At 67.6% G+C, this 25,584-nt stretch carries 18 protein-coding genes; 11 read left to right on the top strand and 7 right to left on the bottom strand.

The genetic code is table 11. The features are described 5' to 3' along the window. Window positions 1-4,979, top strand: a 4,979-nt coding sequence (locus tag AB4Z37_RS29185; RefSeq protein ID WP_441520217.1) for a filamentous hemagglutinin family protein, incomplete at its 5' end; no start/stop codon positions are given. 74 nt (window positions 4,980-5,053) lie between these two features. On the opposite strand, the gene AB4Z37_RS29180 is transcribed toward AB4Z37_RS29185, so the two are convergent. After that, window positions 5,054-6,034, bottom strand: coding sequence for an antibiotic biosynthesis monooxygenase (locus AB4Z37_RS29180; protein WP_441520216.1), 981 nt, complete (start codon window positions 6,032-6,034; stop codon window positions 5,054-5,056). Window positions 6,035-6,047: 13 nt separating this feature from the next. Continuing rightward, the gene (gene guaD / locus AB4Z37_RS29175) at window positions 6,048-7,445 is read right to left on the bottom strand and encodes a guanine deaminase (protein WP_441520215.1); all 1,398 of its coding nucleotides are present in this window, start codon (window positions 7,443-7,445) and stop codon (window positions 6,048-6,050) included. 306 nt (window positions 7,446-7,751) lie between these two features. On the opposite strand from guaD, the gene AB4Z37_RS29170 reads away from it, so the two are divergent. Next, entirely contained in the window at window positions 7,752-8,315 is a 564-nt protein-coding gene (locus AB4Z37_RS29170) for an invasion associated locus B family protein (protein ID WP_441520214.1), read from the top strand. Between the two features lie 167 nt (window positions 8,316-8,482). Continuing rightward, a complete protein-coding gene (locus AB4Z37_RS29165; RefSeq protein ID WP_441520213.1) occupies window positions 8,483-9,661 on the top strand; it encodes a diguanylate cyclase domain-containing protein in 1,179 nt (392 codons plus the stop codon). Window positions 9,662-9,731: 70 nt separating this feature from the next. Here the strand turns inward: AB4Z37_RS29165 and AB4Z37_RS29160 are convergent, their stop codons facing one another. Then, entirely contained in the window at window positions 9,732-11,162 is a 1,431-nt protein-coding gene (locus AB4Z37_RS29160; protein WP_441520212.1) for an amidase family protein, read from the bottom strand. Window positions 11,163-11,305: 143 nt separating this feature from the next. Further along, the gene (locus tag AB4Z37_RS29155; RefSeq protein ID WP_441520211.1) at window positions 11,306-11,947 is read right to left on the bottom strand and encodes a GntR family transcriptional regulator; all 642 of its coding nucleotides are present in this window, start codon (window positions 11,945-11,947) and stop codon (window positions 11,306-11,308) included. Window positions 11,948-12,070: 123 nt separating this feature from the next. Here AB4Z37_RS29155 and AB4Z37_RS29150 point away from each other — a divergent pair, with 123 nt between their 5' ends. From AB4Z37_RS29150 to AB4Z37_RS29140, 3 genes are all read left to right on the top strand, one after another. Then, complete coding sequence (locus tag AB4Z37_RS29150; RefSeq protein WP_441520210.1) at window positions 12,071-12,649, top strand: biotin transporter BioY; 579 nt, start codon at window positions 12,071-12,073, stop codon at window positions 12,647-12,649. Beyond that, on the top strand, window positions 12,649-13,671 hold the full coding sequence (gene bioB, locus AB4Z37_RS29145) for a biotin synthase BioB (protein WP_441520209.1): 1,023 nt from the start codon (window positions 12,649-12,651) through the stop codon (window positions 13,669-13,671). The genes AB4Z37_RS29150 and bioB overlap by 1 nt, the downstream gene beginning before the upstream one ends. Before the next feature lie 169 nt (window positions 13,672-13,840). After that, complete coding sequence (locus AB4Z37_RS29140; RefSeq protein WP_441520208.1) at window positions 13,841-14,944, top strand: NAD(P)-dependent alcohol dehydrogenase; 1,104 nt, start codon at window positions 13,841-13,843, stop codon at window positions 14,942-14,944. 22 nt (window positions 14,945-14,966) lie between these two features. Here the strand turns inward: AB4Z37_RS29140 and AB4Z37_RS29135 are convergent, their stop codons facing one another. The 3 genes from AB4Z37_RS29135 to AB4Z37_RS29125 all read right to left on the bottom strand — a co-directional run bounded on the left by AB4Z37_RS29135 (window position 14,967) and on the right by AB4Z37_RS29125 (window position 21,188). After that, complete coding sequence (locus AB4Z37_RS29135; RefSeq protein WP_441520207.1) at window positions 14,967-16,022, bottom strand: DUF2336 domain-containing protein; 1,056 nt, start codon at window positions 16,020-16,022, stop codon at window positions 14,967-14,969. A gap of 39 nt (window positions 16,023-16,061) precedes the next feature. After that, complete coding sequence (locus AB4Z37_RS29130) at window positions 16,062-19,373, bottom strand: PAS-domain containing protein (protein WP_441520206.1); 3,312 nt, start codon at window positions 19,371-19,373, stop codon at window positions 16,062-16,064. A 312-nt stretch (window positions 19,374-19,685) separates the two neighbouring features. Continuing rightward, window positions 19,686-21,188 (bottom strand): CoA-acylating methylmalonate-semialdehyde dehydrogenase, encoded by a 1,503-nt coding sequence (locus AB4Z37_RS29125; RefSeq protein WP_441520205.1) that lies wholly within the window; start codon window positions 21,186-21,188, stop codon window positions 19,686-19,688. A 105-nt stretch (window positions 21,189-21,293) separates the two neighbouring features. Between AB4Z37_RS29125 and AB4Z37_RS29120 the strand changes: the two genes are divergently transcribed. The 5 genes from AB4Z37_RS29120 to AB4Z37_RS29100 all read left to right on the top strand — a co-directional run bounded on the left by AB4Z37_RS29120 (window position 21,294) and on the right by AB4Z37_RS29100 (window position 25,582). Then, window positions 21,294-22,196, top strand: a complete 903-nt coding sequence (locus tag AB4Z37_RS29120) for a LysR family transcriptional regulator (RefSeq protein ID WP_441520204.1) — start codon at window positions 21,294-21,296, stop codon at window positions 22,194-22,196. Next, window positions 22,193-22,774, top strand: coding sequence for a DUF488 domain-containing protein (locus AB4Z37_RS29115; protein ID WP_441520203.1), 582 nt, complete (start codon window positions 22,193-22,195; stop codon window positions 22,772-22,774). The genes AB4Z37_RS29120 and AB4Z37_RS29115 overlap by 4 nt, the downstream gene beginning before the upstream one ends. Continuing rightward, window positions 22,726-24,165, top strand: coding sequence for an EAL domain-containing protein (locus AB4Z37_RS29110; RefSeq protein WP_441520202.1), 1,440 nt, complete (start codon window positions 22,726-22,728; stop codon window positions 24,163-24,165). The genes AB4Z37_RS29115 and AB4Z37_RS29110 overlap by 49 nt, the downstream gene beginning before the upstream one ends. A 155-nt stretch (window positions 24,166-24,320) precedes the next feature. Then, on the top strand, window positions 24,321-24,923 hold the full coding sequence (locus tag AB4Z37_RS29105; protein ID WP_441520201.1) for a MarR family winged helix-turn-helix transcriptional regulator: 603 nt from the start codon (window positions 24,321-24,323) through the stop codon (window positions 24,921-24,923). A 143-nt stretch (window positions 24,924-25,066) separates the two neighbouring features. Further along, complete coding sequence (locus AB4Z37_RS29100; RefSeq protein ID WP_441520200.1) at window positions 25,067-25,582, top strand: flavin reductase family protein; 516 nt, start codon at window positions 25,067-25,069, stop codon at window positions 25,580-25,582. Window positions 25,583-25,584: the final 2 nt, after the last annotated feature.

Below are 25,584 nucleotides of genomic sequence, written 5' to 3'. Positions count from 1 at the left end.
CGCTGGTGCCGTATCTCGCCGGCAGCATCGACGTCCACGGCCAGACGGTCGACGATTTCGCCGGGCTCAACCGGCGGCTCACCGCAGGTGGCGTGGTCGGCGCCCGCAGCTTCCAGATCAAGCAGGGCGACCTCACCATCGGCGACGAGCTGGTGGCGAACAGCATCACCGTGTCGGTCGATGGCGGCCGGCTGACCGTCAACGGCACGGTCAATGCGAGCGGCGAGCGGGTCGGCACGATCCGGCTGTCGTCGCGCGACGACCTCGTGCTTGGCGGCACCGCCGTGCTCGATGCTCATGGCACGGTGCTGCGCGTCGACAGCTATGGCCAGCCGATCGATGCGCCCAACCGCGCGGTGGTCGACCTGACGACGACCAGGGGCCGGCTCGGCCTTGCGCCCGGATCGCGCATCGACGTGCGTTCGGCCGACACTGTCACGCGTGGCACGATCGATCTCAACGCACCACGGCTTGGTGGTATCGGCGGCTCTGGCGACGGCGCCAATGACGTGGCGATCGATGCGGCTGGGCCGGTCACGATCGCCGGCGCGCGCAGCATCGCGGTCAACGGCTTCCGCACCTACCAGCCAGCCGATGGCATCATCAATCAGGCGTTGATGACGACTGTGGATGCCGACAACAGCCTGTTCATGTCGGGTAATTCGCTCACCAACACGCCGGGTGCGCTGCAAAACACCAACCTGCAGGCCCGACTCAAGGGCCTGAGCGCCTACACCGATGCCTTCCATCTGCGGCCGGGCGTCGAGATCACCAGCGCGACGTCGACCGGCGACCTCACCATCTCCGGCGACATCGACCTGTCGGGCTACCGTTACGCCAGCGTCAATCCGAACACGCAGAAGACGGCGATTGCTGGCTCCGGCGAACCGGGCCGGCTGGTGATCCGCGCCGGCGGCAACCTCAATGTCTACGGCAGTGTCAGCGACGGCTTCGGAGCGGCGCCATTTGCCGGCTCCGACGGGCAGAACACGCCCCAGGTCGCATGGATTCTGGTGAAAGGAACGCAGGCATATGGTGACGTGGTGATCCCGCGTGCCGGCGTCGTTCTGGCCGATGGCACTGTCTTCCCCCGTTTCAGCGTGTTGAACTACGACTTGCCGGTGCAGGCCTTCACGCTGAACGCGAACATCGTGCTGCCCGCCGACGCGCCGCTGCTGGGAGCGCTGACGCTGCCGGCCGGCACCGTCCTGCGGGCCGACATTCGCGATGCTGCCGGTGCGGTCATCTACGCCCGCGGCACGTTGTTGCGGCAGAACACCATGCTGCCCGCCGGCGTGATCCTTGGCGCCGGCAACCGCTTCGCATCCGACATCAATGTCGGTCCGATGATCTGGCCGAAGAACACAGCGCTGCCGGTCGATATGACCTTGAACGGCGCGCTGCCGCTGGCGGCTGGCGCCCTCATCCCGGGCATGACGGACGTGCGGCTGCCGGGCGATGCCAACCTTGTGAAACTGCGTGATGATCCGACACCACGAGGCATTTGGGCCGCAGCTCCGATGCTGCCGGCTGGATCACAGTCGTGGTCACTGCGTCTTGTCGCCGGCGCCGATGTCAACGCCGCCGACAGCCGCATGCTGCGACCGCGGGCGGCCAACGCGGGAAGCCTGGTGCTCGCGGACACCTCGATCGCTGCCATCATGACGGTCCTGGATCCCGGCTGGAGATGGAAGGATATGGGGGATGGAACAAATCCGTTCGGAACCCCCGGTGATCCGGGAGACGACGGCATCTGCGCGGTTCTCGGCGACTACTGTGTGTGGAATGCCGGAGGCGAGAGCGCCAAGCAGCTGTTCGCTGTGCCGAGCGTGGTGCGGACGGGAACGGGAGACCTCGAACTGCTGAGCAGCGCCGATCTGCAGGTGCGCACGCGATATGGCATCTATACGGCAGGCACGCAGAAGCTGCTTGCCGCCGACAACGACAAATACGACCTGCCGCGCGGCAGGCTGGACAGCTCGATGGATAGCAGCCGCTCCGTTCTCGGCCCTACGGGTGTGTCCTATGAGGCGCAGGTCAATGGCGGCCTGAGCAGCGTTTATCACGCCTGGTATCCGGATGGTGGCGGTAATCTGCTGGTCGCCGCGCAGGGCAACCTGACCGGCCTGTCCATCAACAACAGCACTTACCAGGACGGCAACCCCGGCAATTGGTTGTGGCGCCAGGGGGGCGACATCGTCGGCCAGCGCACCGCGTGGTGGATCAATTTCGGCACGGTGGCGCTGCCGCAGCCACGCGATTCCAACACATCTGTCGCGCTCCTCGGCTTCACCGGTTTCGGTACGCTCGGCGGCGGCAACGTCGCCGTGCTGGCCGGCGGCGACGCCGGCATATTGGTTACCCAGAGCGTCGGCCCAGTGCCGAATTCAAACACGACGGCGCTCAATATCGCCGTGGGCTCGACCGGCCGGATCGCGGCCGATGGAACGCCCATCCTGACCGGCGGCGGCGACCTGCTGCTCAAGGTCGGCGGTCAGCTCAACCCGTTGCAGCCCACGCTCTTGACCACCAGGGTCAAGAGCGACTCCAGCGGCGTGCTGGTCAACCTGCGCGGCGAGATCGACGTGCAGGCCGGCACCATCGGCGGCGTCAACCTGACCTACGGCACCAAGACCGCGATCGATCCGCGCTGGCCGGATTCATCGACCGCCAACGTCGGGCTCGGCTTTGGCGGCCCGCTGGTGATCCCGGGCGATGCCGTGGTCAACCTGTCGGCACGCGGCGACGTCGTGCTGTCCGGCGCCGCCGATCCGGGCCGCGTGCTGCTGCAGAACACGACGGGCTATACTGCCGCAGGTACCTATCACGTGGGTGGCGGTCTCACCTGGTTCAGCCTGTGGCGCAACGAGACGGCCATCAACCTGACGTCCGCCGGCGGCAATGTCGTTCCGACCATGGCGTATATGCTGGCGGGCGGCACCATCGATCAAAACACCGATCTGGCCTTCGTGTATCCGCCGACATTGCGGGTGCTGGCGGCGAGCGGCAGCATCTACTACGGCAACTATGACGTCCCGCCGGACTTCCGGGCCTCACCGCTGCTGCTGGCGCCGTCGCCGATCGGGCAACTCGAGCTGCTGGCCGGTCGTTCGATCTATGGTGGCGGCTACGCCATCGATATGTCGGGCGCCGATCCCAGCGCCCTGGCGACACCGTCGCAGCCGGGATTCGTCGGCTGGCAGCGTGGCGAGCAGGGCAAGATCACCAATACCAACGGCACGGGAACGGTCTCGAACAACTACAATATTCTCGAGCCGGGTGGCGTCGAACTGTTCGCATTCGGGCCCAACACCGCGAGCAACCTGCATGCGGCGGACCCGACGGCGATGCTGGTCTATGCGGCCGGTGGTGACATCGTCGGCTTCAAGAGTGGTGAAACCGTCACGGGCAGCGGCGGCAGCTGGCCGCGGCCATCGGTGAGCTGGCGCGTGGCGGCCAAGCCGTTGCGCCTGATCGCCGCGCGCGACATCGTCAGCCTGGGCACGCAGCCCGATGTTCCCGACAATACAAACACGGCATTGTATGTCGGCAATCTGATCGTGCACACCGGCGACAACGATGTTTCGGTGGTGTCGGCCGGGCGCGACATCCTCTACGCCAACCTGCAGGTCGCGGGCCCCGGCACGCTGCTGGTGTCGGCGGGCCGCAATGTCTACCAGGCCGACAAGGGCACGGTGATCAGCCTCGGACCGGTTGTGCCCGGCGACCTTCGCTCCGGCGCGTCGGTGGTGATGACGGCGGGCGCCGCTGGCACGAACTATGCCGGCCTGGTGCGCTATCTCGATCCGGCCAATCTTGCCAGCAAGGATGTTCCGCTCGCCGACCAGCCCGGCAAGGTGGTCAAGACCTACGAGAAGGAGCTCGCCGACTGGCTTTCCCAGCAGTACGGCTTCCGCGGCTCCGATGCGGACGCGCGCGCGCGGTTCGCGGCGCTGCCGCCGGACCAGCAGGCCGTGTTCCTGCGGCAGGTGTATTATTGGGAGCTGCGCGAGGGCGGCCGCGAGTTCAATGATGCCAGCGGTCCGCGCCCCGGCTCCTATCTGCGCGGCCGCCAGGCAATCGCGGCGCTATTCCCCGATCATGATGCAAGCGGTGCGCCGATCGGCTACCTCGGCGACATCACCATGTTCGGCGGTGCCGGCGTCCGCACGGTCGCCGGCGGCAGCATCCAGCTGCTGGCGCCGGGCGGCCGGATCGTCCTCGGCGTCGACGGCGTCGTGCCGCCGCCGACCTCGGGCCTGATCACGCAAGGGAAGGGCAACATCGAGACCTACTCGAAGGGCAGCCTGCTGCTCGGCTTGTCGCGCATCATGACGACCTTCGGCGGCGACATCATCGCCTGGTCGGCGGAGGGCGACATCAACGCCGGCCGCGGCTCCAAGACCACCCAGGTCTACACGCCTCCGAAGCGCGAGTACGACAACTACGGCCGGGTCACGCTGTCGCCGCAGACGCCGAGTACCGGCGCCGGCATCGCGACACTGCAGCCGTTGCCCGAGGTGCCGCGCGGCCAGGTCGACCTGATCGCGCCGCTCGGCACCATCGATCCCGGCGAGGCGGGCATCCGCGTCTCCGGCAACCTCAACCTCGCGGCGCTGCACATCGTCAACGCCGCCAACATCGAGGTGAAGGGGACCGCGACCGGCGTTCCGACCGTGCAGGGCCCGCCGATCGGCGCGCTGACCACGGCGGCGAACACCACGGCGGCGAACCAGCAGGCGCCGATGCCGGCCCAGTCGCAGAGCGGCCAGCCGTCGATCATCATGGTCGAGGTGCTCGGCTATGGCGGCGGCTCGGGAGACGACGAGGCCCCGGACAGCAAGCGCCGGCCGCCAGCCGCCGAGCGGCAGAGCTATAATCCCGACGATCCCGTCAAGGTGGTGGGGTACGGTCCGCTGACCGAGCAGGATACGCGCGGCCTCACCGAGGAGGAGCGGCGCAAGCTGGCGACGCGCTGACGAGATGCCGGCGCGGATGGTGCAAGGCGCGGCGATGGTGTTCGCCGCGCCAGCCGCACGGCGCCGCGCTTCCCTCAGCCCTTGCCCCAGTTCCAGGCGAGAAGAACCGCATAGGCCGCCATCGCGACGGCATAGAGCGCGGCGACGAGGGCGTAGCCGCCGATCTGCCGGCCGGTGCTGGTCTTTGGCGCAAGCCACCAGTCGAACACCTTGAAGGCGGCGGGCACCACCCACCAGCCCAGCAACTGCGTGCTGACGAGATTGCCGATGAACAGCGACAGCCAGAACGGCACGCCATGGGCATCGATCAGCGGGCGGCTGACGAAGAACCCCCAGAGATAGACGATGGGGTAGAGCACCAGCAGGACGAGCAGGTTGCACTTGAAGATGAAGGCGGCGCCCGGCGCCGGGGCCTGTCCGGCGGGAAACCAGAAATTGAAGCCGTAGCTCGTCCGCTTCACGCTCATGCCGGCGTTGAAGCGCTCGCCTTCCGCCAGCAGTGCCTGCCGCTCCGGCGAGTCCAGCCATGCCGACAGGTGGGCGTCGCTGTCGAACGACAGGATGATGATCCAGTCGTCGTGCAGGCCCGGGATCGGCGGCTCGATCTTGTGGCGCAGGAATCCCTTGAACTCCGCTTCCGCCGCCTGGATGCGCTGCTGCCAGGCGAGGAAGGTGTCATCGTCGCCCGCCGGCACCTTGAAGGAGATCACGGCGGAAACCGCGGTCTCCTGGCGTTGGCCGGCATCGGGCAGGAGATGAATGTCTTCCGGCCCGACGAAATGGTGGCGAATCTGCGCGAGGAGTTCTTCGCGCAGGTCGCTCTGCAGCCAGCCGCGTGCCGCGGCGGCGGATGCAAAGCGCAGGATCAGCACCCAGTCGACATGGGCGGGTGGCTGTGGCGGCACCACTTCCTGGCCGAGAAAGCCCGGCCAGGATTTCAGCCGCTCGGCGACCGCGCCGCTCCAGCGCGCGAACGCGGCGAAGCCTTCGTCGGCGATGCGGCGCTGGATGACGAGCGCGACCGGCCCGTCGATGCTGTCGCGGCTCGCGGCCATCGGCGTCGTCCGCTCAGGCCTTCTTGTACAGGCGCTTGCCCATCACCCAGGTCTCGTCGACGCTGCGGTCGTCGCCGACCATCATGACGCCGAACAGCAGGTTGGCAGCCTCGTCCATGGTCTGCGGGCCGCGGCCATCGGCGATCAGCGACTGGTGCCAGGGCTGCGCGATCGGGCCGCCATTGACGTCGAGGGCGACGAAGTCAGCTTCCTTGCCGACCGTGAAGTTGCCGAGCTTGTCGTCGATGTACAGCGCCTCGGCGCCACCCAGCGTCACCGACCAGAAGCCGCGATAGGGCGACAGCTTGTTGCGCTCGGCCTCGGCGACATCCTTGCGCACGGGATCGATCGAGCCGTCGAGCATGGTGTTGTTGCACATGCCGACCTTGTAGGCATCGTCGAGCACATGGATCATCGAGAAGCGGTTGCCGCCGCCCATGTCGGTGCCGAACGCGATCTTGACGCGGTGTTCGGGATCGGTGGCGCGGCCGAGGCGGAACAGGCCGCTGCCGAGGAACAGGTTGGAGCAGGGGCAGAACACGACGGCAGCGCCGGCCTTCGACATCCGGCGGAATTCGCTGTCGGAGAGATAGACGCCGTGGCCGCCGGAGAATTTCGGGCCGACGAGGCCGAACTTCTCGTAGACGCCGAGATAGTCCTGGCAGTCGGGATGCTCCTGCACCACGCCGCGGCACTCGGCCGGATTCTCGGAGATGTGGGTGTTGACCCAGCAGTCCGGGTGCTCGTGCTTGAGACGGCGGCAGGCCTCGAGCAGCGCCGGCGAGGCGCCGAAGGCGAAGCGCGGCGTGATGGCGTAGAGGTTGCGGTTCTTGTTGTGATACTGCGCGATCAGGCGCTTGCTGTCGCGGTAGAAGTTTTCCGGTGTGTCGACGAACTCGGCCGGCGCGTTGCGGTCGATGCCGGTGAGGCCGGCGATGACGCGCATGTTGCGGCGGGCGGCCTCGTCGAACAGCTCTTCGGTCGCGACCGGCGAGGAACTGGTGAACGCCTGACAGGTGGTGGTGCCGCTCGCCAGCAGGGCGTCGAGGAAGCGCCTGACGCCTTCGCGGGCGTAGTCGCGGTCACGGTACTTCAGCTCTTCCGGATAGACCCACATCTGCAGCCACGGCAGCAGCTGCTCGCCATAGGCGCCGAGGATGCGCGTCTGCGGCAGGTGGATATGGCCGTCGATGAAGCCGGGGACGATGATGCGGTCCTTGATGTGGGTGACCGCGAGGCCGGGATGCCGCGGCGCGACTTCGTCGTGCGGGCCGAAATCCTTGATGATGCCGTCGGCGACGACCAGCAGGCCGTCCTGGTGGAAGCGGGCGGCGTTCTTCTCGTTGCCGATGTGCTTCCACGGATCGTCGACGAAGTCGAAAAACGTCCCCCGGATACCGATCGTGCTCATGGCTGGGTGTCCACCCTTGTCTCTGTGTTGCGTGGCGGCTGTGCAGGTGCGTGGATGTCGCCCGCGACGGTGCAGCGACGGCAGGCCGCGGGCGGGCGCGGATAATGACGCGCGAGGTCATTCAGATTTGGTTAAATGGAGGCCGCGCTTTGCATGCTTTGCGCTGATTGAGACGCAATTCGACGCCACCTCGGGGGCGGGCGCCGGGCTCGCGGGTGATTGACAATGCCGCCAAGGCAGGGTGGAAACGGCATTCCGGTCCTGCCTTGGGGGCGGGGCGATTCCCACCAGGATTTCGACACCACCATGACTCTTTCGATCGATCGCCGTCCGGCCGCGACCACGCGGGCCGCGCTTCGTCTGCTGCTTGGCCTCACCCTCGCGGGGACCTTCCTGTCTTCGGCGGCACAGGCGGCATCGCTTCCGGGCGGGGCCGGCTCGCTGGTCGAGAGCTACCAGGACTGGAGTCTTGCCTGCCAGGCGCAGAACAACAACGTGTCCTGCGTGATCCGCCAGGTGCAGACCAACACCCAGACCAACCAGACCGTGCTGGCGATGGAGCTGCACAATGCCCAGGGCGGCAAGCTCGAAGGTGCCCTGTTGCTGCCGTTCGGCCTCGCGCTCGCGCAGGGGGCCAGCCTCAAGCTCGACGAGACCGCGCTCGGCTCGCCGCTCGCTTTCTCGACCTGCGTCCCGGCCGGCTGCCTGGTCCCGGTGGCGTTCGATGCCGCCACTGTCGGCAAGCTGAAGACCGGCACGGCGATCAACATCACTGCGGCGACGCTCGGCAATCCGCAGCCCACGGCGTTCAAGGTCTCGCTGAAGGGGTTTGGCGGCGCTCTCGCCCGTCTCGTTGACCTGCTGAAGTAACCGCAGGCCACAGGCCGGGACATCGTCTCGCGGCGCCGGCGGTGTTGCCGGCGCTGGTGCGGCGGCGGCCGCAGGCCTTCATATCCTCTTAAGCCTCTGTCGAAAGCCGATGCCCCGAGGTCGCAGGTTCCTACCTCTCGTTAGGGACTCCCGGTCATGGTGCGACCATGGGACAGATCGCTTCGAGCATGGCGCCGCGTTCGGGCATTCGGCGTGAACTGATCGAAATGCTCTACACGGCGCTGCCGCAGGTGGCGGCGACCGCCGGCACCTCGATTGTCGGCGCGGTCAGCCTCGCCGTGGTCAGCGGCGGCGTCCACTATGTCGCCGTGTCCTGTGCCATCGCGCTGACCGCGTTCGTGCGGCTCTACAGCCTGTGGGCCTATCAGCGCCGTCTCAGGCACGGGCCGCTCTCGGATGCGGAAGTGCTGCGCTGGGAGCACATCTACGGCGCAGGTGCCGCGGCGTTCGCGGTGGCGCTGGGGATGCTGTCGGCCTGTGCGCTGTGGCTGGGCGACGCGCCCGGCGCGTGGATCGCGTTCGGGCTCTCGATCTCGTTTTGTGTCGGCATGGTGTCGCGCGCCGCGGTGCGGCCGTGGATCGTGCTGCTGGCGTCGGCGTTGCTGCTGACGCCGACGATCGTGGCCGGCCTGTCCCGGCCCGAGATGGCCTACAAGCTTGGGGCCTGCATGCTGGTGCTGTTCTGGATCACGCTGCGGGAGGCATCGCGGCATCTCAGCACCGCATTCATCGAGCGCCTGGAGGCCAAACAGGCGCTGGCGCGCCAGGCCCATCAGGATTTTCTCACCGGCCTGCCCAATCGCGCGGCGTTCTGTGCCGCGCTCGATGCCGCGAGCGGACGCGTGGCGATCGTCGCCATCGATCTCGACGGTTTCAAGCCGGTCAACGACCGCCTCGGCCATCAGGCCGGCGACCAGTTGCTGCAGCAGGTCGCCGAGCGGTTGACCGAGTGCATCGCCCCCGACAGCCTGGTGGCGCGTTTCGGCGGCGACGAGTTCATGTTGCTGAGCCGGGTCGATGCCGGGCCGGCCGGCGAGGACGCCGCGCTCGCCGTCACCAAGCGCGTGGTCTCGGCGCTGTCACTGCCATTCCATGTTTGCGGGGAGCCGGTGCGGATTGCCGCGAGCGCCGGCATCCTGATCAGCGAGGCGCCCGCCGCTCTGCCGGCCGGTGCCGCCGCGCGCCTGCTCGACCAGGCCGACCAGGCGCTCTACGCGGCGAAGCGCGCTGGCGGCGGACAGTGGCGCTGGTCCACCCAGGACAGCGTGCCGCTGGCTCCGGTCGAGATCATCGAAACCAGCACGCGCACCATCGTTTACGGCTGATGCAGGCGGCGATGCGCTCGCGGCCGGCACGGGCGAGTGCCGTGCCGTGCATGCCGGCCGCAGCGCAGGATCAGCGGTCCTGCCACAGCTGCTCGACCAGGACGCCGGCCTTGCGCTCGATCGCCGCGGCGGCATCGAGGCACAGGTCCTCGCGATAGCGCGAGCCGACGATCTGCACGCCGACCGGCAGGCCGTTGTGCAGGCCGACCGGCACGACCGCGCCCGGCAGGCCCAGCACGTTGATCGACGAGATGAAGCGCAGGTCGTTCCAGAACAGCTCCTTGACCCGTGCGTCGCCGCCGAGATCGGCATCGACCGCCGGCGTCGCCTTCACCGTGGTCGGTGTCAGCACCAGCGGGTGTTCCTCGAGGAACGCCAGCCAGTTGCGGATATGGCGCGAGCGGTCGGCGATCGCCTTCATGTAGCCAGCCTTGTCGAGCTGGCTGGCGAGCGCGACGAAACCATGCAGCGTCTTCTGGAAGTCGGGGCCGCTCACCGCCAGCATCTGGTCCTTCTGCAGCGTCCAGACCTCGCTCATGATCAGGTCGGCCCACAGCTGCCACACACCGCTGAGGTCGGGCAGTTCCACCTCGCTCACGGCGTAGCCGGCATCCGCCAGATGGTCCGCGGCCTTGCGCTGCAGCGCGATTACGCCGGGGTCAGTGTCCATGTCGGCCGGAATCTTCGCCAGCGCGACCTTGATCGGCCCCTTCGGCTTCGGTCCTTCGAGCGGCGCGGGCACCCACCAGGGATCACGCGGGTCGCGCTGCGCCATCACCTCGAGGCCGAGGCGGACGTCGGCGACCGAGCGCGCGAGCGGACCCTGCGACGACATGAACTGCGCCATCAGCGGTCGCTCGGCCGTGGCGCTCGGGTTGTAGGCCGGGATGCGCCCCTGCGTCGGCTTGATGGTGGCGACGCCGTTGCAGTGAGCCGGCCAGCGCAGCGAGCCGCCGATGTCGTTGCCATGGGCGATCGTGCCGATGCCGGCCGCCACCGCGGCGCCGGCGCCCCCCGACGAGCCGCCGCAGGTGACGTCCGCGTTCCACGGGTTGCGCGTCAGACCGTGCAGCGGGTTGTCGGTGAAGGCGCGCAGCGAGAATTCCGGCGTGTTGGTCAGGCCGATGACAATGGCGCCGGCCTTCCTGAGGTTCGAAACGACCGGGGAATCGCCGGGCGCGATGTTGTCCTTGAGGGCGACGACGCCGTTGGAGTTGGCCTCGCCTTCCACGTCGATGTTGATCTTGATGGTGACGGGAACGCCATGCAGCGGCCCGACCTCATGCCCCTGCTTCCGCGCTTCGGCGAGCGTTGCGTCCGCGGTCTTTGCGGCGCTGCGTGCCGCCTCGCCGAGATCGACGACCACGGCATTGAGCGCCGGGTTGACCGCGTGCATGTGCGCCAGATGCGCGTCGACGACCTGCTCGGCGCTGACCTTGCCGGCCCTGATGGCTGCGGCCGTGTCGACGGCGGACCACTGCCAGATCGGTGTTGTTGTCACGTGTCGTTTCCCCACTGTCCGTTCAATGGCGAAATCGTAGTGCAAGCGCCGGAGATGTCGAGCCGGGGTACCGCAACGGTCGTCTGCGGCGCGAACATTCCATCAGGCGGATGATGCGATGACGGATCGATGACGATCGCCGCTCAGCTGTCCGGCGCCGCAGGCGTGCCGGTGCGCTCCATGCCATGGAGATGCTGCTTCAGCAGCGTCGCCGCGCGTTCGGGGTTCTTCTCGCGGATCGCCTCGACGATGCGGCGATGGTCGGTGTTGGAGCGCGGCCGCCATGATGCCGAGCGCGCGGCGGCGAGCACGATGCGTGAATTGGCGAGACGCAGCTGCTCGAGCGTCGCGAGAAGCCGCGGCATCCGGCAGGGTTCGACCAGCGCCTTGTGAAAGTCGCGGTTGGCGGCCTCCCATGCCGCGATGGTGGCGGCCTGCTCGCCGGCCTGCGCGGCTTCCTCGATCACCGCGACATGGACGGCCGTGAAGCGCGGCGCGGCATGGCGGAAGGCCAGCATCTCCAGCACCGCGCGCATCTCCACCACCTCGCGGATCGCGCCGCCGTCGAGCGGCGCGACACGCATGCCGCGCCGCGGCTCGCTCACCGCAAGGCCTGCGGCGCGCAGCAGCTGGAACGCCTCGCGCGCAGGCACATGGCTCGCGCCGAAGGCGTGCGCGACGTGATCCTGACGCAGCGGCGCGCCGGGTGGCAGCTCGCCGGTGATGATCTGTTCGGTCAGTGCGGCCGCAATGCGGGTTGCGATCGGATCGATTTTCTCACTCATTGATAGATTATCTATGATGATTCAGCGTGTGACGGCGAGAAATCCTGACTAGCCTCAACCTTACTAGCAATATCATAGATAATTTCAAGAATTATCTATGATTAGATTGGAAGGAAATGAGCGATGTCAGAAGAAACGATGATGACGGGCGCCAGCGTTCGTTCGCCCCTCGCCAGCGCAGCGCGCCTTGCGGCGCTGCTGGCCGGCGGCAGCCTGGTGATGGTGATCTCTGCCAAGATCACCGTGCCGTTCTGGCCGGTGCCGATGACCATGCAGGTCTACGGCGCCTTCCTGCTCGCGGCGCTGGCCGGAGGCCGGCTCGCCGCGGCGATGATCCTCGTCTACCTCGCCGAGGGGGCGCTCGGTCTGCCGGTGTTCGCCAGCACGGCGGGCGGCGGCGCCGGCCTTGCCGCGCTGTTCGGGCCGACCGGCGGCTATCTCGCCGGCTTCGTGATCGCGGCGCTGATCGCCGGCGAATGGATGCCGCGCTCCGGCAGGCGTAGTGGCGGTGCGGCGTTGCCGCCGATGCTGTTCGGGCTCGGGGTGATCTACCTGTGCGGCGGTCTGTGGCTGGCGCCTTTCGTCGGCTGGAGCAAGGTCATGGCCGTCGGCGTCATGCCGTTCTTCGTCGGCGATCTCTGCAAGGTGCTGCTCGCGGCGGTGACAGCGGCCATTCTGTTGCGTTGGAAGGAGCGTGCGTGATGAACCGTCTCAGCACCCGCAATGGACCGGCCGAGTTGGTGCGGTCCGACTGGACGCGCGCAGAGGCGGAGGCGCTCCATGCCCTGCCGCTGCCGGAGCTGATCCATCGCGCCCAGGAGGTGCACCGCTTCTTCTTCGATCCGGCGGAGGTCGAGACCGCGAGCCTCCTCAGCGTCAAGACCGGCGGCTGCCCGGAGGACTGCGGCTACTGCTCGCAGAGCGCGCACTTCGACACCGGCGTCAAGGCGTCGAAGCTGATGCGTACCGACGAGGTGATCGCGCAGGCGCGCGCGGCGAAAGCCGCCGGCGCCGGCCGCTTCTGCATGGGCGCGGCGTGGAGCAGCCCCAAGGATCGCGACCTCGATCGGGTCTGCGAGATGGTGGCGGGCGTCAAGGCGCTGGGCATGCAGGCGTGCGTCACGCTCGGCAAGCTGACGCGCGACCAGGCCGGGCGCCTCGCGGACGCCGGGCTCGACTACTACAGCCACAACATCGATACCTCGCCGGAATATTACAGCGAGATCATCACCACCCGGACCATGCAGGACCGGTTCGACACCATCGCCCATGTCCGCGCCGCCGGCATCCATGTGTGCTGCGGCGGCATCGTCGGCATGGGCGAGGCGGTGTCCGACCGCCTCGGCCTGCTGTTGACGCTGGCGTCGTTCGATCCGCACCCGGAGAGCGTGCCGATCAACATGTGGAATGAGGTGGCGGGCGTGCCGGTGGCGCAGCGGGCGGAGCCGCCGGATCCGATCGCCTTCGCCCGCCTGGTGGCGGTGGCGCGGATCCTGATGCCGCGCAGCATCGTGCGACTGTCGGCGGGACGCGCCGGCATGAGCGACGAGCTGCAGGCCCTGTGCTTCGTCGCCGGCGCCAATTCCATCTTCGTCGGCAACGTGCTGCTGACGACGCGCAATGCCACGCGCGACCGCGACGCCGAAATGCTCGACAAGCTCGGCATGCGCACCACGGTGGCGGGTGCGGCGGACGCGCTGCGTCATGCCGCCGTTGCGGGTTGACGAGTGAGGGGCGACGCCGTGGCGCCGCCCCGCTTTTGTTGTCGATATCCGCGCCATGCGCCCGTGCCGGGCGTCGCTGGTCAAGTGGCGAGCACTATCAGGCAGGAGCTGCGCCGGGAGCCGTGCTATCGCGGTTGCTGTCCCCGTCTGCAGCCAGGACCTGCCTCCGATGAAGATCACCGCGGCCGTCACTCGTGCTCCCGCCGCTCCGATGTCGCTCGAAAGCATCGATCTCGAAGCGCCGCGTGACGGCGAGATTCTGGTGAAGCTGGTCGCGACCGGAATTTGTCACACCGACATCGCCATGCGCGATCAGGCCTACCCGGTGCCGCAGCCGATCGTGCTCGGGCACGAGGGCGCCGGCATCGTGGTTGCGACCGGGCGGGCGGTGGTCAAGGTCAAGCCGGGCGACCGGGTGGTGATGACGTTCAATTCCTGCGGTCATTGCCCAAGCTGCAGGGACCACCTGCCGAGCTATTGCTACGATTTTTTCGGCCATAATTTCGGTGGCAGCAGACCCGACGGCTCAAGTCCGTTGTCATGCGACAGCGGCCACCTGCACGGCAACTTCTTCGGCCAGTCCTCGTTCGCCTCGCATGCGCTCTGCCATGAGCGCAATGTCGTCAAGGTGCGCGACGACGTGCCGCTGGAGTTGCTCGGGCCGCTGGCCTGCGGCATCCAGACCGGTGCGGGCGCCATCATCAACGCGCTGCAGGTCGGGGTCGGGCAGACGCTGGCGGTGTTCGGAGCAGGTTCCGTGGGGTTGAGCGCGGTGATGGCGGCGCGGCTCGCAGGCGCCGGAACCATCATCGCGGTGGACGTGATCGCCGCGCGCCTTGCGCTGGCCAGAGAGCTTGGGGCCACCGATGTCATCGACGCCCGGTCGGCGGACGTGGTCGCTGCCATCCGCGCCATCACCGGCGCCGGGGCCGACTTTACGCTGGAGACCACCGGGGTGCTGCCGGTGGTCCGCCAGGCCATCGATGCGCTGGCGCCGCGCGGCATCTGCGGAATCCTCGGCGCGTCGCCGGCAGGCTCGGAACTCGCCGTGAACATTCCCGATATCATGACGGCTGGACGCCGTATCCAAGGCATCGTGGAGGGCGACAGCAATCCGGACGTGTTCATTCCCCGTCTGATCGAACTCTATCGCCAGGGGCGTTTTCCATTCGACCGGCTGATCAGCTTCTATCCCTTCGCGGAGATCAATCGCGCGATTCACGACTCCGAGCGCGGCATCGTCATCAAGCCGGTGGTGCGGTTTCCGCAATGACCGGCCGCGGCCCGCGGCGCCGTCAGCTCGCCGCCTGCTTGAGCTGCAGCGCCTGCCGGGCGGTGTCGGGCTTCAGCCGCACGAAGCTTGCCAGCGCCTGCTCGATCTCCCCGGAGGCGCTGCCGCGCAGCTGCAGCAACGCCTTTGCGGTCGGCCAGCCAAGGCCGACCGCCTTGACGATGGTCAGCAGCGCTTCATGGCGGGGCTGCATGAAGGCGTCCTCGACCACCTTGACGTCGACATCGGCGAGCACCGCGATCCCCGCGATCGCGTAGTCCGTCTTGCCCTCGGAGATGAACTGCAGCAGTTCGCGCTCGCCGAGCGAGTCCGAGCCCCGCAAGGCGCGGGTGCGGCCGAGCGCGACAGTGTAGTTGCGCGGCGTGGCAGGAGGCTGCCGGGTCGTGGTTTCGGCGACACGTGACACCAGCAACTGTGCGGGGTCCGGCGGCCGGCCAGCTTCCAGGGTTTCGTGCAGGGTGCTCGGCACCACGGTCAGGAGGCGTAGAAAATGATGACGCGGCAGGTCCGCGCGTGCGCCGATCTTGATAGCGAGCGGATCGCTGCCGCCGGCGCGCAGCACCAGCGAGCCGAAGCCGGTGTTCGAGAACCGCGCCCCGGCGTTCTCGACGATCGCCAGCAGCACCGGTGTTTCGCCGCGGTCGACCAGGCGGTCGGTGACGCTTTCGGAGACCTGCGGCCGCTGGCAGATCGCCAGCAGATGGCGCTGGCTGCGCGTCTCCACGCAGGTGACCAGCAGATTGTCGTCGAGATGCTTGCTGCGGGCCAGCAGCGGCGCTGCGACGTCGCCGAGATCGTCGAGCGCGAGGCGCCGCAGCAGGCGCAGCGGCGGTGTCGTGCTGTCGCTTAGCCGCTGCGCGAGCTGCGTTCGCGCCGCAGCGGTGACGCCGTCGCTCAATCTGCCGAGCACGTCGTCGAATACCTCGATCTGCTCCGGCGAGTAGACCGTGCCGCCGAGAAACAGGTCGGTGACCTGCTGCAGCATGTGGACGCCGCGCGCGGCCGACCAGCCGCTGAGCGCGCTGTCAAGTTGTTCGATCAGGATGGATCGCTGGTTCATGGCGCTTCACTGTGGTGGCCGACGGTTCGCACCGGCGGCTCATGCGGTCTGTCGAAGCGGCGCGGCTGCGAACACTTCGGTGATGGAATCGGTGACGGGTTGCGGACGGCCGAACAGGTAGCCCTGGCCCTGGGCGCAGCCGGCGGCCTGCAGCATGCGCAGCTGCTGTTCATTCTCGATGCCTTCGGCGGTGGTTTTCATGTCGAGGCTGCGGGCGAGGCCGGTGACGGCGCAGACGATGGCGGCGGAATCCGGCCGCTCGGTCAATTCGGCGACGAACGAACGGTCGATCTTGATCTTGTCGAAGCTGAACATGCGCAGGTGGCTGAGCGACGAATAGCCGGTGCCGAAATCGTCGAGCGCCACCGAGATGCCGAGGCTGCGCAGCTGGTGCAGCTCGGTCAGGATGTCTTCGTCCTGCTGCAGCAGCACGGTCTCGGTCACCTCGATCTCGAGCCGCTCCGGCGCAAGGCGAGCCTTGAGCAGTGCCCGCGTCACGGTGTCCATCAGCGTCCGCCGCTTGATGTGCGTCGGCGAGATGTTGACGGCGACCGTGACATGCTCGGGCCAGCGGCTGGCATCGAGGCAGGCCTGGCGGATCACGAACTCGCCGAGCGGCACGATCAGGCCGGTTTCCTCGGCGATCGGAATAAACTGGTCGGGTGACATCATGCCGCGCACCGGGTGCTTCCAGCGCACCAGCGCCTCCATGCCGCACACGCGCTCGTCCTTGAGCGTGACAATCGGCTGGTAGTGCAGCACGAGCTCGCCATTGGCGATCGCCGCGCGCAGGTCCTGGCCAAGGCGCAGACGGTCGTCGGCGCGGCGGTCGAGACCGTCCTCATAGATCCGGTAGCCGTTGCGGCCCTGGCCCTTGACCCGGTAGAGGGCGAGATCGGCGCGATGCATCAGCTGTTCGATCGAGGCGTGCCGGTCGGTGGCGACCGCAACGCCGATGCTGGCGCCGATGATCGCCTGATGGTCGCCGATCTGGTAAGGCTCGCACAACGTATCGACCAGCCGCGCGGCCAGCGCAATGGCGGCCTCGCGCTGATCGGGTTCGGGCGCCTGGATGATCGCGAACTCGTCGCCGCCAAGCCGGGCGACGATGTCGCTGGAGCGGATATTCTCGCGCATCCGCTCGGCGACCAGCTGCAGCAGCTTGTCCCCGGTGGAGTGGCCGAAGGTGTCGTTGACGGCCTTGAAACGGTCGAGATCGACCAGCAGAAGGCTGATGAGGCCCCTCTGGCAGACCGCATCGTGCAGCGCGCGTTCGCCCTGCCGGGTGAACTCGGCGCGGTTGGCGAGCCCGGTCAGCACGTCGTGATAGGCGAGATGGCTGATCCGCTCGCTGGCGCGCTCCTGCTCGGTGATGTCCTCGTGGGTCGCCACCCAGCCGCCGTCCGGCGTCGGCATTCGCCGGATCGAGATCACGCGGCCGTCCTGCAGGCGGAAAGTCTCGCTGGGAGTTTTCGGCATCGTCTCGACCATCTCGTCGATGTCGCGCGGGCTGGTCTCGCCATTGCACTGGTGCTGCCGCAGCAGATCGGCGACGTGCATGCCGGGCTCGGCCTGCTGCTCGGTGAGGCCATAGATCTCACGGAAGCGGCGGTTGGAGATGGTCAGCCGCTTGTCGGCGTCGAACAGGCACAGCCCCTGGGACATGTTGGACAGCGCCGCATCGAGCAGCATATTGGTGGACGACAGCTCCTCGGCCTTCTCCCGCAGCAACAGCTCGGAGCGGCGGATATCGGTGATGTCCTCATGGGTCGCCACCCAGCCGCCGCCGGGAATCGGCGTGTTGACGATCGCGATCATGCGGCCGCCCCGGATTTGGGTGATGCTGGGGACGACGCTGTTGGCCTGCAGCCGCTGCCGCAGTTGCTCCAGATAAGGCTCCACGTCGATGTCGAGATCACCCGCCTCGAGCCGATGCTCGAGGACTTGGCGAATGTGCACGCCGCGCTTCACGACCTCGGGGGACATGCCGTAGATGCCGAGATAGCGATCGTTCCACACCATCAGGCGGCCGTCGCCGTCGAACATCGACAGGCCCTGGCTGATGTGGGCGAGGGTGATCTGCAGCATCTCGGACTGGGTGCGGGCGTGCTGCTCGCTGTCACGCAGCCGCTGATGGGCGGCGTGGCGCTCGGTGACGTCGATGTAGTTGAGCACGTAGCCGCCGCCATGCACCGGGGCGCCGTGCGCCTCGATCACCCGGCCGTCGGGCCAGATGCGGGTGGACAGGTGTGCCTCGCCGGTGCGGACAAGTTCGAGGTCCTGCTTCAGCAGCGCGTTGCGCTCGCAGTGTTCCGCGTCGGCGGCGATGATCCCGGCGATGTCGTCGAGCATCGGGGGGCCGGCGGTGAACAGGCCATCGCCGAGGCCGAGCAGCGTGCGGAAGCCATCGTTGCAGGCCACCAGCGCGCCGTTGCGTTCGAAGAACGAGACGTCGCCCGGAAAGTTGTCGATCGCGGCCTGCAGCCGGGTCGATTCTCGCTTGAGATCGCTGACGTCGATGCGGAAGCCGACGGTGCAGCCGCTGGGGGTACGCCGCTCGCGGATCTGCAGCCAGCGGTCGCGGGGCAGCTGCTGCAGGGTATCCCGCGGCATGGAACGGCGTAGCGCGATGCGCTCGCTGAGCCAGGCTTCGCGCTGCTCGAAGGTTTCGCCGGCCTCGGGGTATTGGCCGCGATGCACGCCGTAGCGGACGATGTCGACGAAGGAGGCGCCGAGCTGGATGGCTGGCGCCGATTCGGCATAGATCCGCCGGTAGGCGTCGTTGCACATGATCAGGCAGTCGTCCCAGTCATACACGGCAAAGCCGTCGGGGATCGCGCCGACCGCTTCGTGCAGGGTCTCCTGGGCGAGCTTGCGCGCGGTGATGTCGGCGCACGATGTGATCATGCGCCGCGCGCCGGGGTCGCCACCGGGGGCGATCGGCACGGCGCTGACGGAAATCCAGGTGATTGGCCCGCCCTCGCGGCGCAGCCCGATCACCACGTCACGCTGCGGGGTCGAGGTCCGCCATGCGACGGCCGTCGGGAAATCCGCAGGGGCGAAGCTCGAGCCGTCCTCGCGGATCGCAAGGACGGCGCCGCCGCCGGCACAGCCGAGCAGGTCGTCCTCCCAGTGTCCGAGAATGCGCGCCGCTGCCGCGTTGCGTGCGATGACACGGTGCGAGCCGTCCTGGACGATGACGGCTTCGCTCAGGGCGTCCAGTGTCGCCAGCAGGATGTCGTCGCGCCACGCCGTGCCGGTGTCGGCGCCGGTCTCGACGCTTGCATGGTCCGTGAGGGCGGCGGCTGTCGCGCCGTCAAAGATGTCGGAGGTCGGTACGGCCTGATCCACTGGTGCTTGCTGTCGGGTCGCCCAATACCTTGACTGTCGCGATGGCCGGCATGCCCCGGTGAACCGGCCACCTCGATGAAAACCGCGTCACGCAGTGCATGACGCCAGCAGCTTCCATGTTGAATCTTAAGATTTTTTGAAGGTGCGATGATGCCGACGACGCAGGATGTAAATGGCAGTTGCAGGCCGTATCCGGCGCAATCGCGTGTCAGCGTCGCACACGCCTGCATGGTGCGGCGTCTGCACGTTCAGGTTGGGCGAGGCAGCACGTTGCCGCGGCGCTGCGGTGAACGCCGCGGCATCCTGTCCAGATCAGCTCATGGTCGGCATCACGAACTCGGCGCCGGCGCGGATACCGGTCGGCCAGCGGCTGGTGATGGTCTTCAGCCGGGTATAGAAGCGCACGCCTTCCGGTCCGTGCATGTGGTGATCGCCGAACATCGACGCCTTCCAGCCGCCGAACGAGTGGAAAGCCATCGGCACCGGGATCGGCACGTTGATGCCGACCATGCCGACCTTGATGGCATGGGCGAACTCGCGTGCGGCGTCGCCGTCGCGGGTGAAGATCGCCGTGCCGTTGCCGAATTCGTGGGCGTTGATCATCCGCGCCGCGGTGGCGTAGTCCGGCGCGCGGGCAATCGACAGCACCGGCCCGAAGATCTCCTCCTTGTAGATCTTCATGTCGGTGGTGACATGGTCGAACAGCGTGCCGCCGATGAAGTAGCCGTCCTCGTAGCCCTGCATACGGAAGCCGCGGCCGTCGACCACGAGCTTCGCGCCTTCGGCGACGCCGGTATCGATGTAGCCGCGCACCTTGTCGAGGTGCTGGCGCGTCACCAGCGGGCCCATTTCGGCCTCGGGATCGGTGCCCGGGCCGACGCGCAGGGCGTTGATCTTCGGCACCAGCCGCTCGATCAGCGCTTCCGCGGTCTTCTCGCCGACGGGCACCGCCACCGAGATCGCCATGCAGCGCTCGCCGGCCGAGCCGTAGGCTGCGCCCATCAGCGCATCGACCGCCTGGTCGAGGTCGGCGTCGGGCATCACGATCATGTGGTTCTTGGCGCCGCCGAGCGCCTGGCAGCGCTTGCCGGTGTGGGCGGCGGTCTCATAGATGTAGCGTGCGATCGGCGTCGAACCGACGAAGCTGATGGCGGCGATGTCGGGGTGGTGCAGCAGCGCGTCCACGGTCTCCTTGTCGCCGTGCACCACGTTGAACACGCCCTTCGGCAGGCCCGCCTCGGCGAGCCAGTCGGCGATGAGCAGCGCCGCGGAGGGATCGCGCTCCGACGGCTTGAGGATGAACGGGTTGCCGCAAGCCAGCGCCACCGGGAACATCCACATCGGCACCATGGCCGGGAAATTGAACGGGGTGATGCCGGCGACGACGCCGAGCGGCTGGCGCAGCGAGTGGCTGTCGACGCGGGTGCCGACGTTTTCCGTCACCTCGCCCTTGAGCAGCTGCGGCGCGCCGGTAGCGAACTCCACCACCTCCATGCCGCGCTGGATCTCGCCCTTGGCATCGGAGAACACCTTGCCGTGCTCGGCGGTGATGACGTGGGCGAGCTCGTCGATGCGGTCCTCGAGGATGCGCAGGAAACGGTTGAGGATGCGGGCGCGGCGCAGCGGCGGGGTCGCAGCCCAGTCGGGCGCGGCGCGGTTGGCGGCGGCGACCGCCTGGTCGACCACCGCGCGGGTCGCCACCGGCAACACGCCGGTCTGCTGGCCGGTCGCCGGATTGAACACTGCGGAGGTGCGGGCATCGCGGCCGCCGTCCACGCGGGTGCCGTCGATGTAGTGGGGGATCTGCTGGGCCATGGGGATCATCCTTCCGGGCTGGGGCGCGCGGCATAGGACGTTGATCGTTGGTGCACATCAAGATAAGAGGTTGCGGTTTCGATGTGCAAAAAATAAAGTCGCTGGATGGATTGGGACCATGTCCGTATTTTCCTGGAGGTGGCGCGCAGCGGCCAGATTCTCGGCGCCGCGCGCCGGCTCGGGCTGAACCACGCCACCGTCGCCCGCCAGATCAGCGCGCTCGAGGAGCGGCTCAAGACCAAGCTGCTGGAGCGTCACACCACCGGCTGCGTGCTGACCGGCGCGGGCGAAGCCCTGGTCGCCGCCGCCGAGCGTGCGGAATCCGAGTTTCTCAAGGTCGGCTCGGCGTTGAAGGGCACCTCCGAGGCGGTGTCCGGCACCGTGCGTGTCGGCGCTCCCGACGGCCTCGGCAACTACTTCCTTGCCGATCATCTCGGCGCGCTGGCCGCGCGGCATCCTGAACTGGTGATTCAGCTGGTGCCGCTGCCGCGCACCTTCAGCCTGTCGCGACGCGAGGCGGACATCGCGGTCACGCTGGACCGCCCCAAGCAGGGTCGCCTGATCGTCAAGAAGCTCACCGACTATTCGCTGAGCGTCTATGCGGCGAAAAATTATCTGCAGCGCCATCGGCCCGTGCGGACGGAGGGCGATCTCGCCGGCCACCTGTTCATCACTTATGTTGAAGATTTCGTTTACAGCCGCGCGCTCGACTATGCAGCGACCCTCGGCAGGGTCATGGCGCGTCATTACGAGTGCGGCAGTGTCGTTGCGCAGATGGAGGCGGTGCGGGCCGGGCACGGGGTCGGCATCCTGCACGACTATGCTGCGCGGCGTTATCCCGAGCTGAAGCGGCTGCTGCCGGAGACCCGCTTTGTCCGCACCTACTGGCTGATGTCGCATCCCGACACCCATGATGCGCGGCGGGTCGCGGTGGTGCACGATCACATCGTCGCCAGCGTCCGCGCGGCGCGGCGCGCGTTCGCCACCGAGGCCATGGAGGCGGAATGACAGGCCGCGCTGGCAGCGAGACGTCCGCCGATCCGATCTTCACGGTCGGGCACTCCAACCGCGAGTGGCCGCAATTCATGGCGGTGCTCGCCTCGGCCTCGATCCGCCGCCTGATCGACATCCGCCGCTTTCCGATGTCGCGCCGCCATCCGCAGTTCTGCCGGCCGCAGATGGAGCGGGCGCTGGCCGAGGCGGGCATCGTCTACCGCCATGCCCCGGAGCTCGGCGGCTTTCGTCCGGATGCGGAGGCCTCCGCCGCTTCAAGCCGCAACACCGCCTGGCCGCAGGGCTTCCTGCGCAACTATGCCGACTACGCGCAGAGCCCGCCGTTCCAGCAGGCGCTGGCGCGACTTTGTGACGCGTTGGAGCCGTGCACTGTGCTGATGTGCGCCGAAAGGCAGTGGCGCGAGTGTCATCGCCAGATTCTGACCGACTATCTGATCGTCGCCGGTCATCGCGTCGTGCATCTGGCCGATGAGCAGGCGCGGGAGGATGCGGTGCTGACGGCCTGTGCGCAGGTCGATGAACGGTGCATCACTTATGCCGAGAGGCGGCAACAGCTCGATCTCGGGTTCTGAAGGAACTCGCTGGAACCCGCCCATTTCGTTACGCGTTCACGAGCGAACCGCTAACATTTTTCGGAAAAGTCTGCGGACGGAAATACCCTTGGCTTTGCTTTTGCCCGCTAGGTTCGCGGCAGCCGTGGCCACCGGCGCAAGCTGTGCAGCAAACGCGCGCAGTTGTCGGCAGGCGCCGCGACCCATACCGAACGGAGCAAGTTAAATTGCGTACATCCTCACCAGGCGCGTCGGCCGCGCCGGTCGTCTGCGTCGTTGACCCCAAGCGGCATCTACGCACCTTCCTGTGCGACGAGATCGGCGGTCTCGGTTTTGTCACGCGCGCGTGCGCCGATGCCGGCGAGCTGGCGCCGCTGCTCGACAGCGGGCCCGACGTGGTGGTGTCGCGCGTCTCGGACGAGCGCGGCGCGATCGATGTCCTGACGCTGCTGCATGCGCGGCGGTTCAAGGGCGATATCCTGCTGGTCGGCGCCGAGGAGACGATGGAGCAGGCGCAGAGCCGCGGACGGCAGTTGTCGCTGACGATGCTGGCGCCGCTCGGCACGCCCTATCGCGCGATGGACCTGCATGATCGGCTGCACAAGTTCCTGGCGTCCCGGCCGCAGCGCAGCGTGCGCGCGCGGACGCCGGATGTCGTCAATGTGACCGACGCGCTCCGCCTGGAGCGGTTCGACGTCGTCTATTACGGCAAAATCGATGCGCGCCGGCTGGAAATGCGCGGCACCGAGGCCGCGCTGGTGCTTCGTCCGCCGGCGGAGGCGGCCGGCGGGCGATTGTTCCGGCCTGCGCGCCAGGAGCAGTCCGAGCTGTCCGATCTGTCGGCGTTCGCCCTGAAGCGCAGCGTCGAGGATGTCTGCTCCTGCGTCGATGACCGCGGCCGCGACACCTTCACGCTGAACGTGCCGGTGCTCGGCGTTCCTGACCGGCGCGTGGTCGAGCTCGCCGACACGCTGGCGGCAGATCACTCCGCGATGCCGACGCTGCTGCTGCAGCTCCGCGCGCGAGACCTGGTGGCGCATCTGCCCGAGCTCGGGCGCATTCTCGGCACGATTCGTCGCAGCACCGTCGGCATCTCGCTGGATGATTTCGAGATCGCCCGTCTGCCGCGCAGCCTGTTCGACGACGTCCCCGTGATCGAGATCAAGGTCGACCGCGCGTCGCTGCCCGAGCATGCGGAGGACCGGCGCAAGCAGGCGCGTTGCAGCCGGGTGATTGATCTTGCACGGCGTCATGGCCTGCGCACGGTCGCGACCGGGATCGATGATCCGTCGGCGTACGCGCGTGCGCGCGATGCCGGCTTCGATCTGGTGCAGGGGCCGCTGTTCGGCGCCGCGGTGACGCGCGACAAGCTTGCGCGCTCGCTGCTGCCGCGTCAGGTCGGCGGGGCCTGATCCGGGGCTCTCTCGCCCCCGATGCCCTGTGCCATGAGCGATGGCGCAGGGCGGCGTGCGCAGATCACCCTTGTAAAATCCGGTCCGGCGAGGATTGTAGGATTCGCGCGACAGGGATATGCGTCCCGGCCGTGCCATCAAGGGAGCCGATCGCCGTGCCGCTGTCCACCGTCACGAAGCCGGAGTTGATGCCTGGGGGCGACGACGCCAGGTTCCGCAGCTTCATTCATAATTTTCTGGCCTTCAGCGCGCGGGTGGACCAGTGCCGGACCGGTTTCGGCGAGCGCCTCGGCATTTCCGGCATCGCCTACACCACGCTGATTTCCATCGCCCATCTGCAGGGCGAGGAGGGCGTCGGTGTCAGCCGCATCGCCGAGCATCTGCATCTGTCCGGCGCGTTTGTGACCATTGAGGTGTCGAAACTGGTCAAGGCGGATCTCGTCAAGAAGCGCACCAACAAGAGCGATCGCCGCCGCGTGCTGCTGACCGTCACGCCCAAGGGCCGCAGGCTGCTCGATGGTCTTGTCGAGGTGCAGGCGCCGGTCAACGATGCGCTGTTAGACAGCCTCAGCGCCGAGGAATTCCTGCAGTTTTCCGCGATGATGGCGCGCCTCGTGCCCTGCGGCGACAAGGCGGTGTCGCTGCTCGCCTTCATGTCGCAGCCGACCGCCGCCGCGCCGGTCGTCGCGCCGGCACGGCGCCGGACCGTTGCCAAGACCGCGGCCAAGACCGCGGCCAAGACCGTGCGCCGCGCCTGATCGCACAGGCTTTTTCGATTTCCTTCATCGTTCGTTGAACGTGTTGCGCTGCCGCATAAGTCGGCAGGCGCTGCTGCATGATTGCGCTTGACTACCTTTATGAGATAGCTTTACATCAAAGCTAATTAATCGGGAGGTCGTCCTTGTCCGTCGATCAGCGCAGTTTTCGCAAGGCTTTGTCGCAGTTCGCGACCGGCGTTGCCGTGATCACGGCGCGCGGTGAGGGCGGCGATGCCATCGGCATGACCATGAGTTCCTTCAATTCGGTGTCGCTCGACCCGCCGCTGGTGCTGTTCAGCGTCGATCGTCGCGCGCTCAGCCTGCCGGCGATGATGGCCGCGCAGGGCTATGCGGTGAATATCCTGGCGCGGCAGCAGGAAGCGCTGTCGAACCAGTTCGCCAAGGCGCTCGGCGACAAGTGGAACAACGTTGCGCATTCGGTCGGCCATGCGCAGGCGCCGCTGCTCGATGGTGCGCTGGCGCATTTCGAGTGCGAGCCCTACGCCCATCATGACGGTGGCGACCACGTCATCTTCATCGGCCGTGTCGTGCGCTTCACGGCGGCGGACGAGGGCGAGCCGCTGGTGTTCTTCCGCGGCAAATACCACAGCCTTCACAATCAGAGCGAGCCGGTGTGGCCGCTCCCCATCCACTACTGATT

Source organism: Bradyrhizobium sp. 2TAF24 (assembly GCF_052115025.1).
Taxonomy (GTDB): domain Bacteria; phylum Pseudomonadota; class Alphaproteobacteria; order Rhizobiales; family Xanthobacteraceae; genus Bradyrhizobium_A.
The sequence above is the reverse complement of the archived record's forward strand: the minus strand, read 5'-3'. Positions and strand labels throughout refer to the sequence as shown.

Excerpts from the sequence above, each read along its gene's own strand:
- AB4Z37_RS29150 (WP_441520210.1), top strand. The coding sequence starts at position 12,071 with ATGTCAGAAGAAACGATGATGACGGGCGCCAGCGTTCGTTCGCCCCTC.
- AB4Z37_RS29165 (WP_441520213.1), top strand. The coding sequence starts at position 8,483 with ATGGGACAGATCGCTTCGAGCATGGCGCCGCGTTCGGGCATTCGGCGT.
- AB4Z37_RS29170 (WP_441520214.1), top strand. The coding sequence starts at position 7,752 with ATGACTCTTTCGATCGATCGCCGTCCGGCCGCGACCACGCGGGCCGCG.
- bioB (WP_441520209.1), top strand. The coding sequence starts at position 12,649 with ATGAACCGTCTCAGCACCCGCAATGGACCGGCCGAGTTGGTGCGGTCC.
- AB4Z37_RS29135 (WP_441520207.1), bottom strand. The coding sequence starts at position 16,022 with ATGAACCAGCGATCCATCCTGATCGAACAACTTGACAGCGCGCTCAGC.
- AB4Z37_RS29180 (WP_441520216.1), bottom strand. The coding sequence starts at position 6,034 with ATGGCCGCGAGCCGCGACAGCATCGACGGGCCGGTCGCGCTCGTCATC.
- AB4Z37_RS29115 (WP_441520203.1), top strand. The coding sequence starts at position 22,193 with ATGACAGGCCGCGCTGGCAGCGAGACGTCCGCCGATCCGATCTTCACG.
- guaD (WP_441520215.1), bottom strand. The coding sequence starts at position 7,445 with ATGAGCACGATCGGTATCCGGGGGACGTTTTTCGACTTCGTCGACGAT.
- AB4Z37_RS29155 (WP_441520211.1), bottom strand. The coding sequence starts at position 11,947 with ATGAGTGAGAAAATCGATCCGATCGCAACCCGCATTGCGGCCGCACTG.
- AB4Z37_RS29140 (WP_441520208.1), top strand. The coding sequence starts at position 13,841 with ATGAAGATCACCGCGGCCGTCACTCGTGCTCCCGCCGCTCCGATGTCG.
- AB4Z37_RS29120 (WP_441520204.1), top strand. The coding sequence starts at position 21,294 with ATGGATTGGGACCATGTCCGTATTTTCCTGGAGGTGGCGCGCAGCGGC.
- AB4Z37_RS29125 (WP_441520205.1), bottom strand. The coding sequence starts at position 21,188 with ATGGCCCAGCAGATCCCCCACTACATCGACGGCACCCGCGTGGACGGC.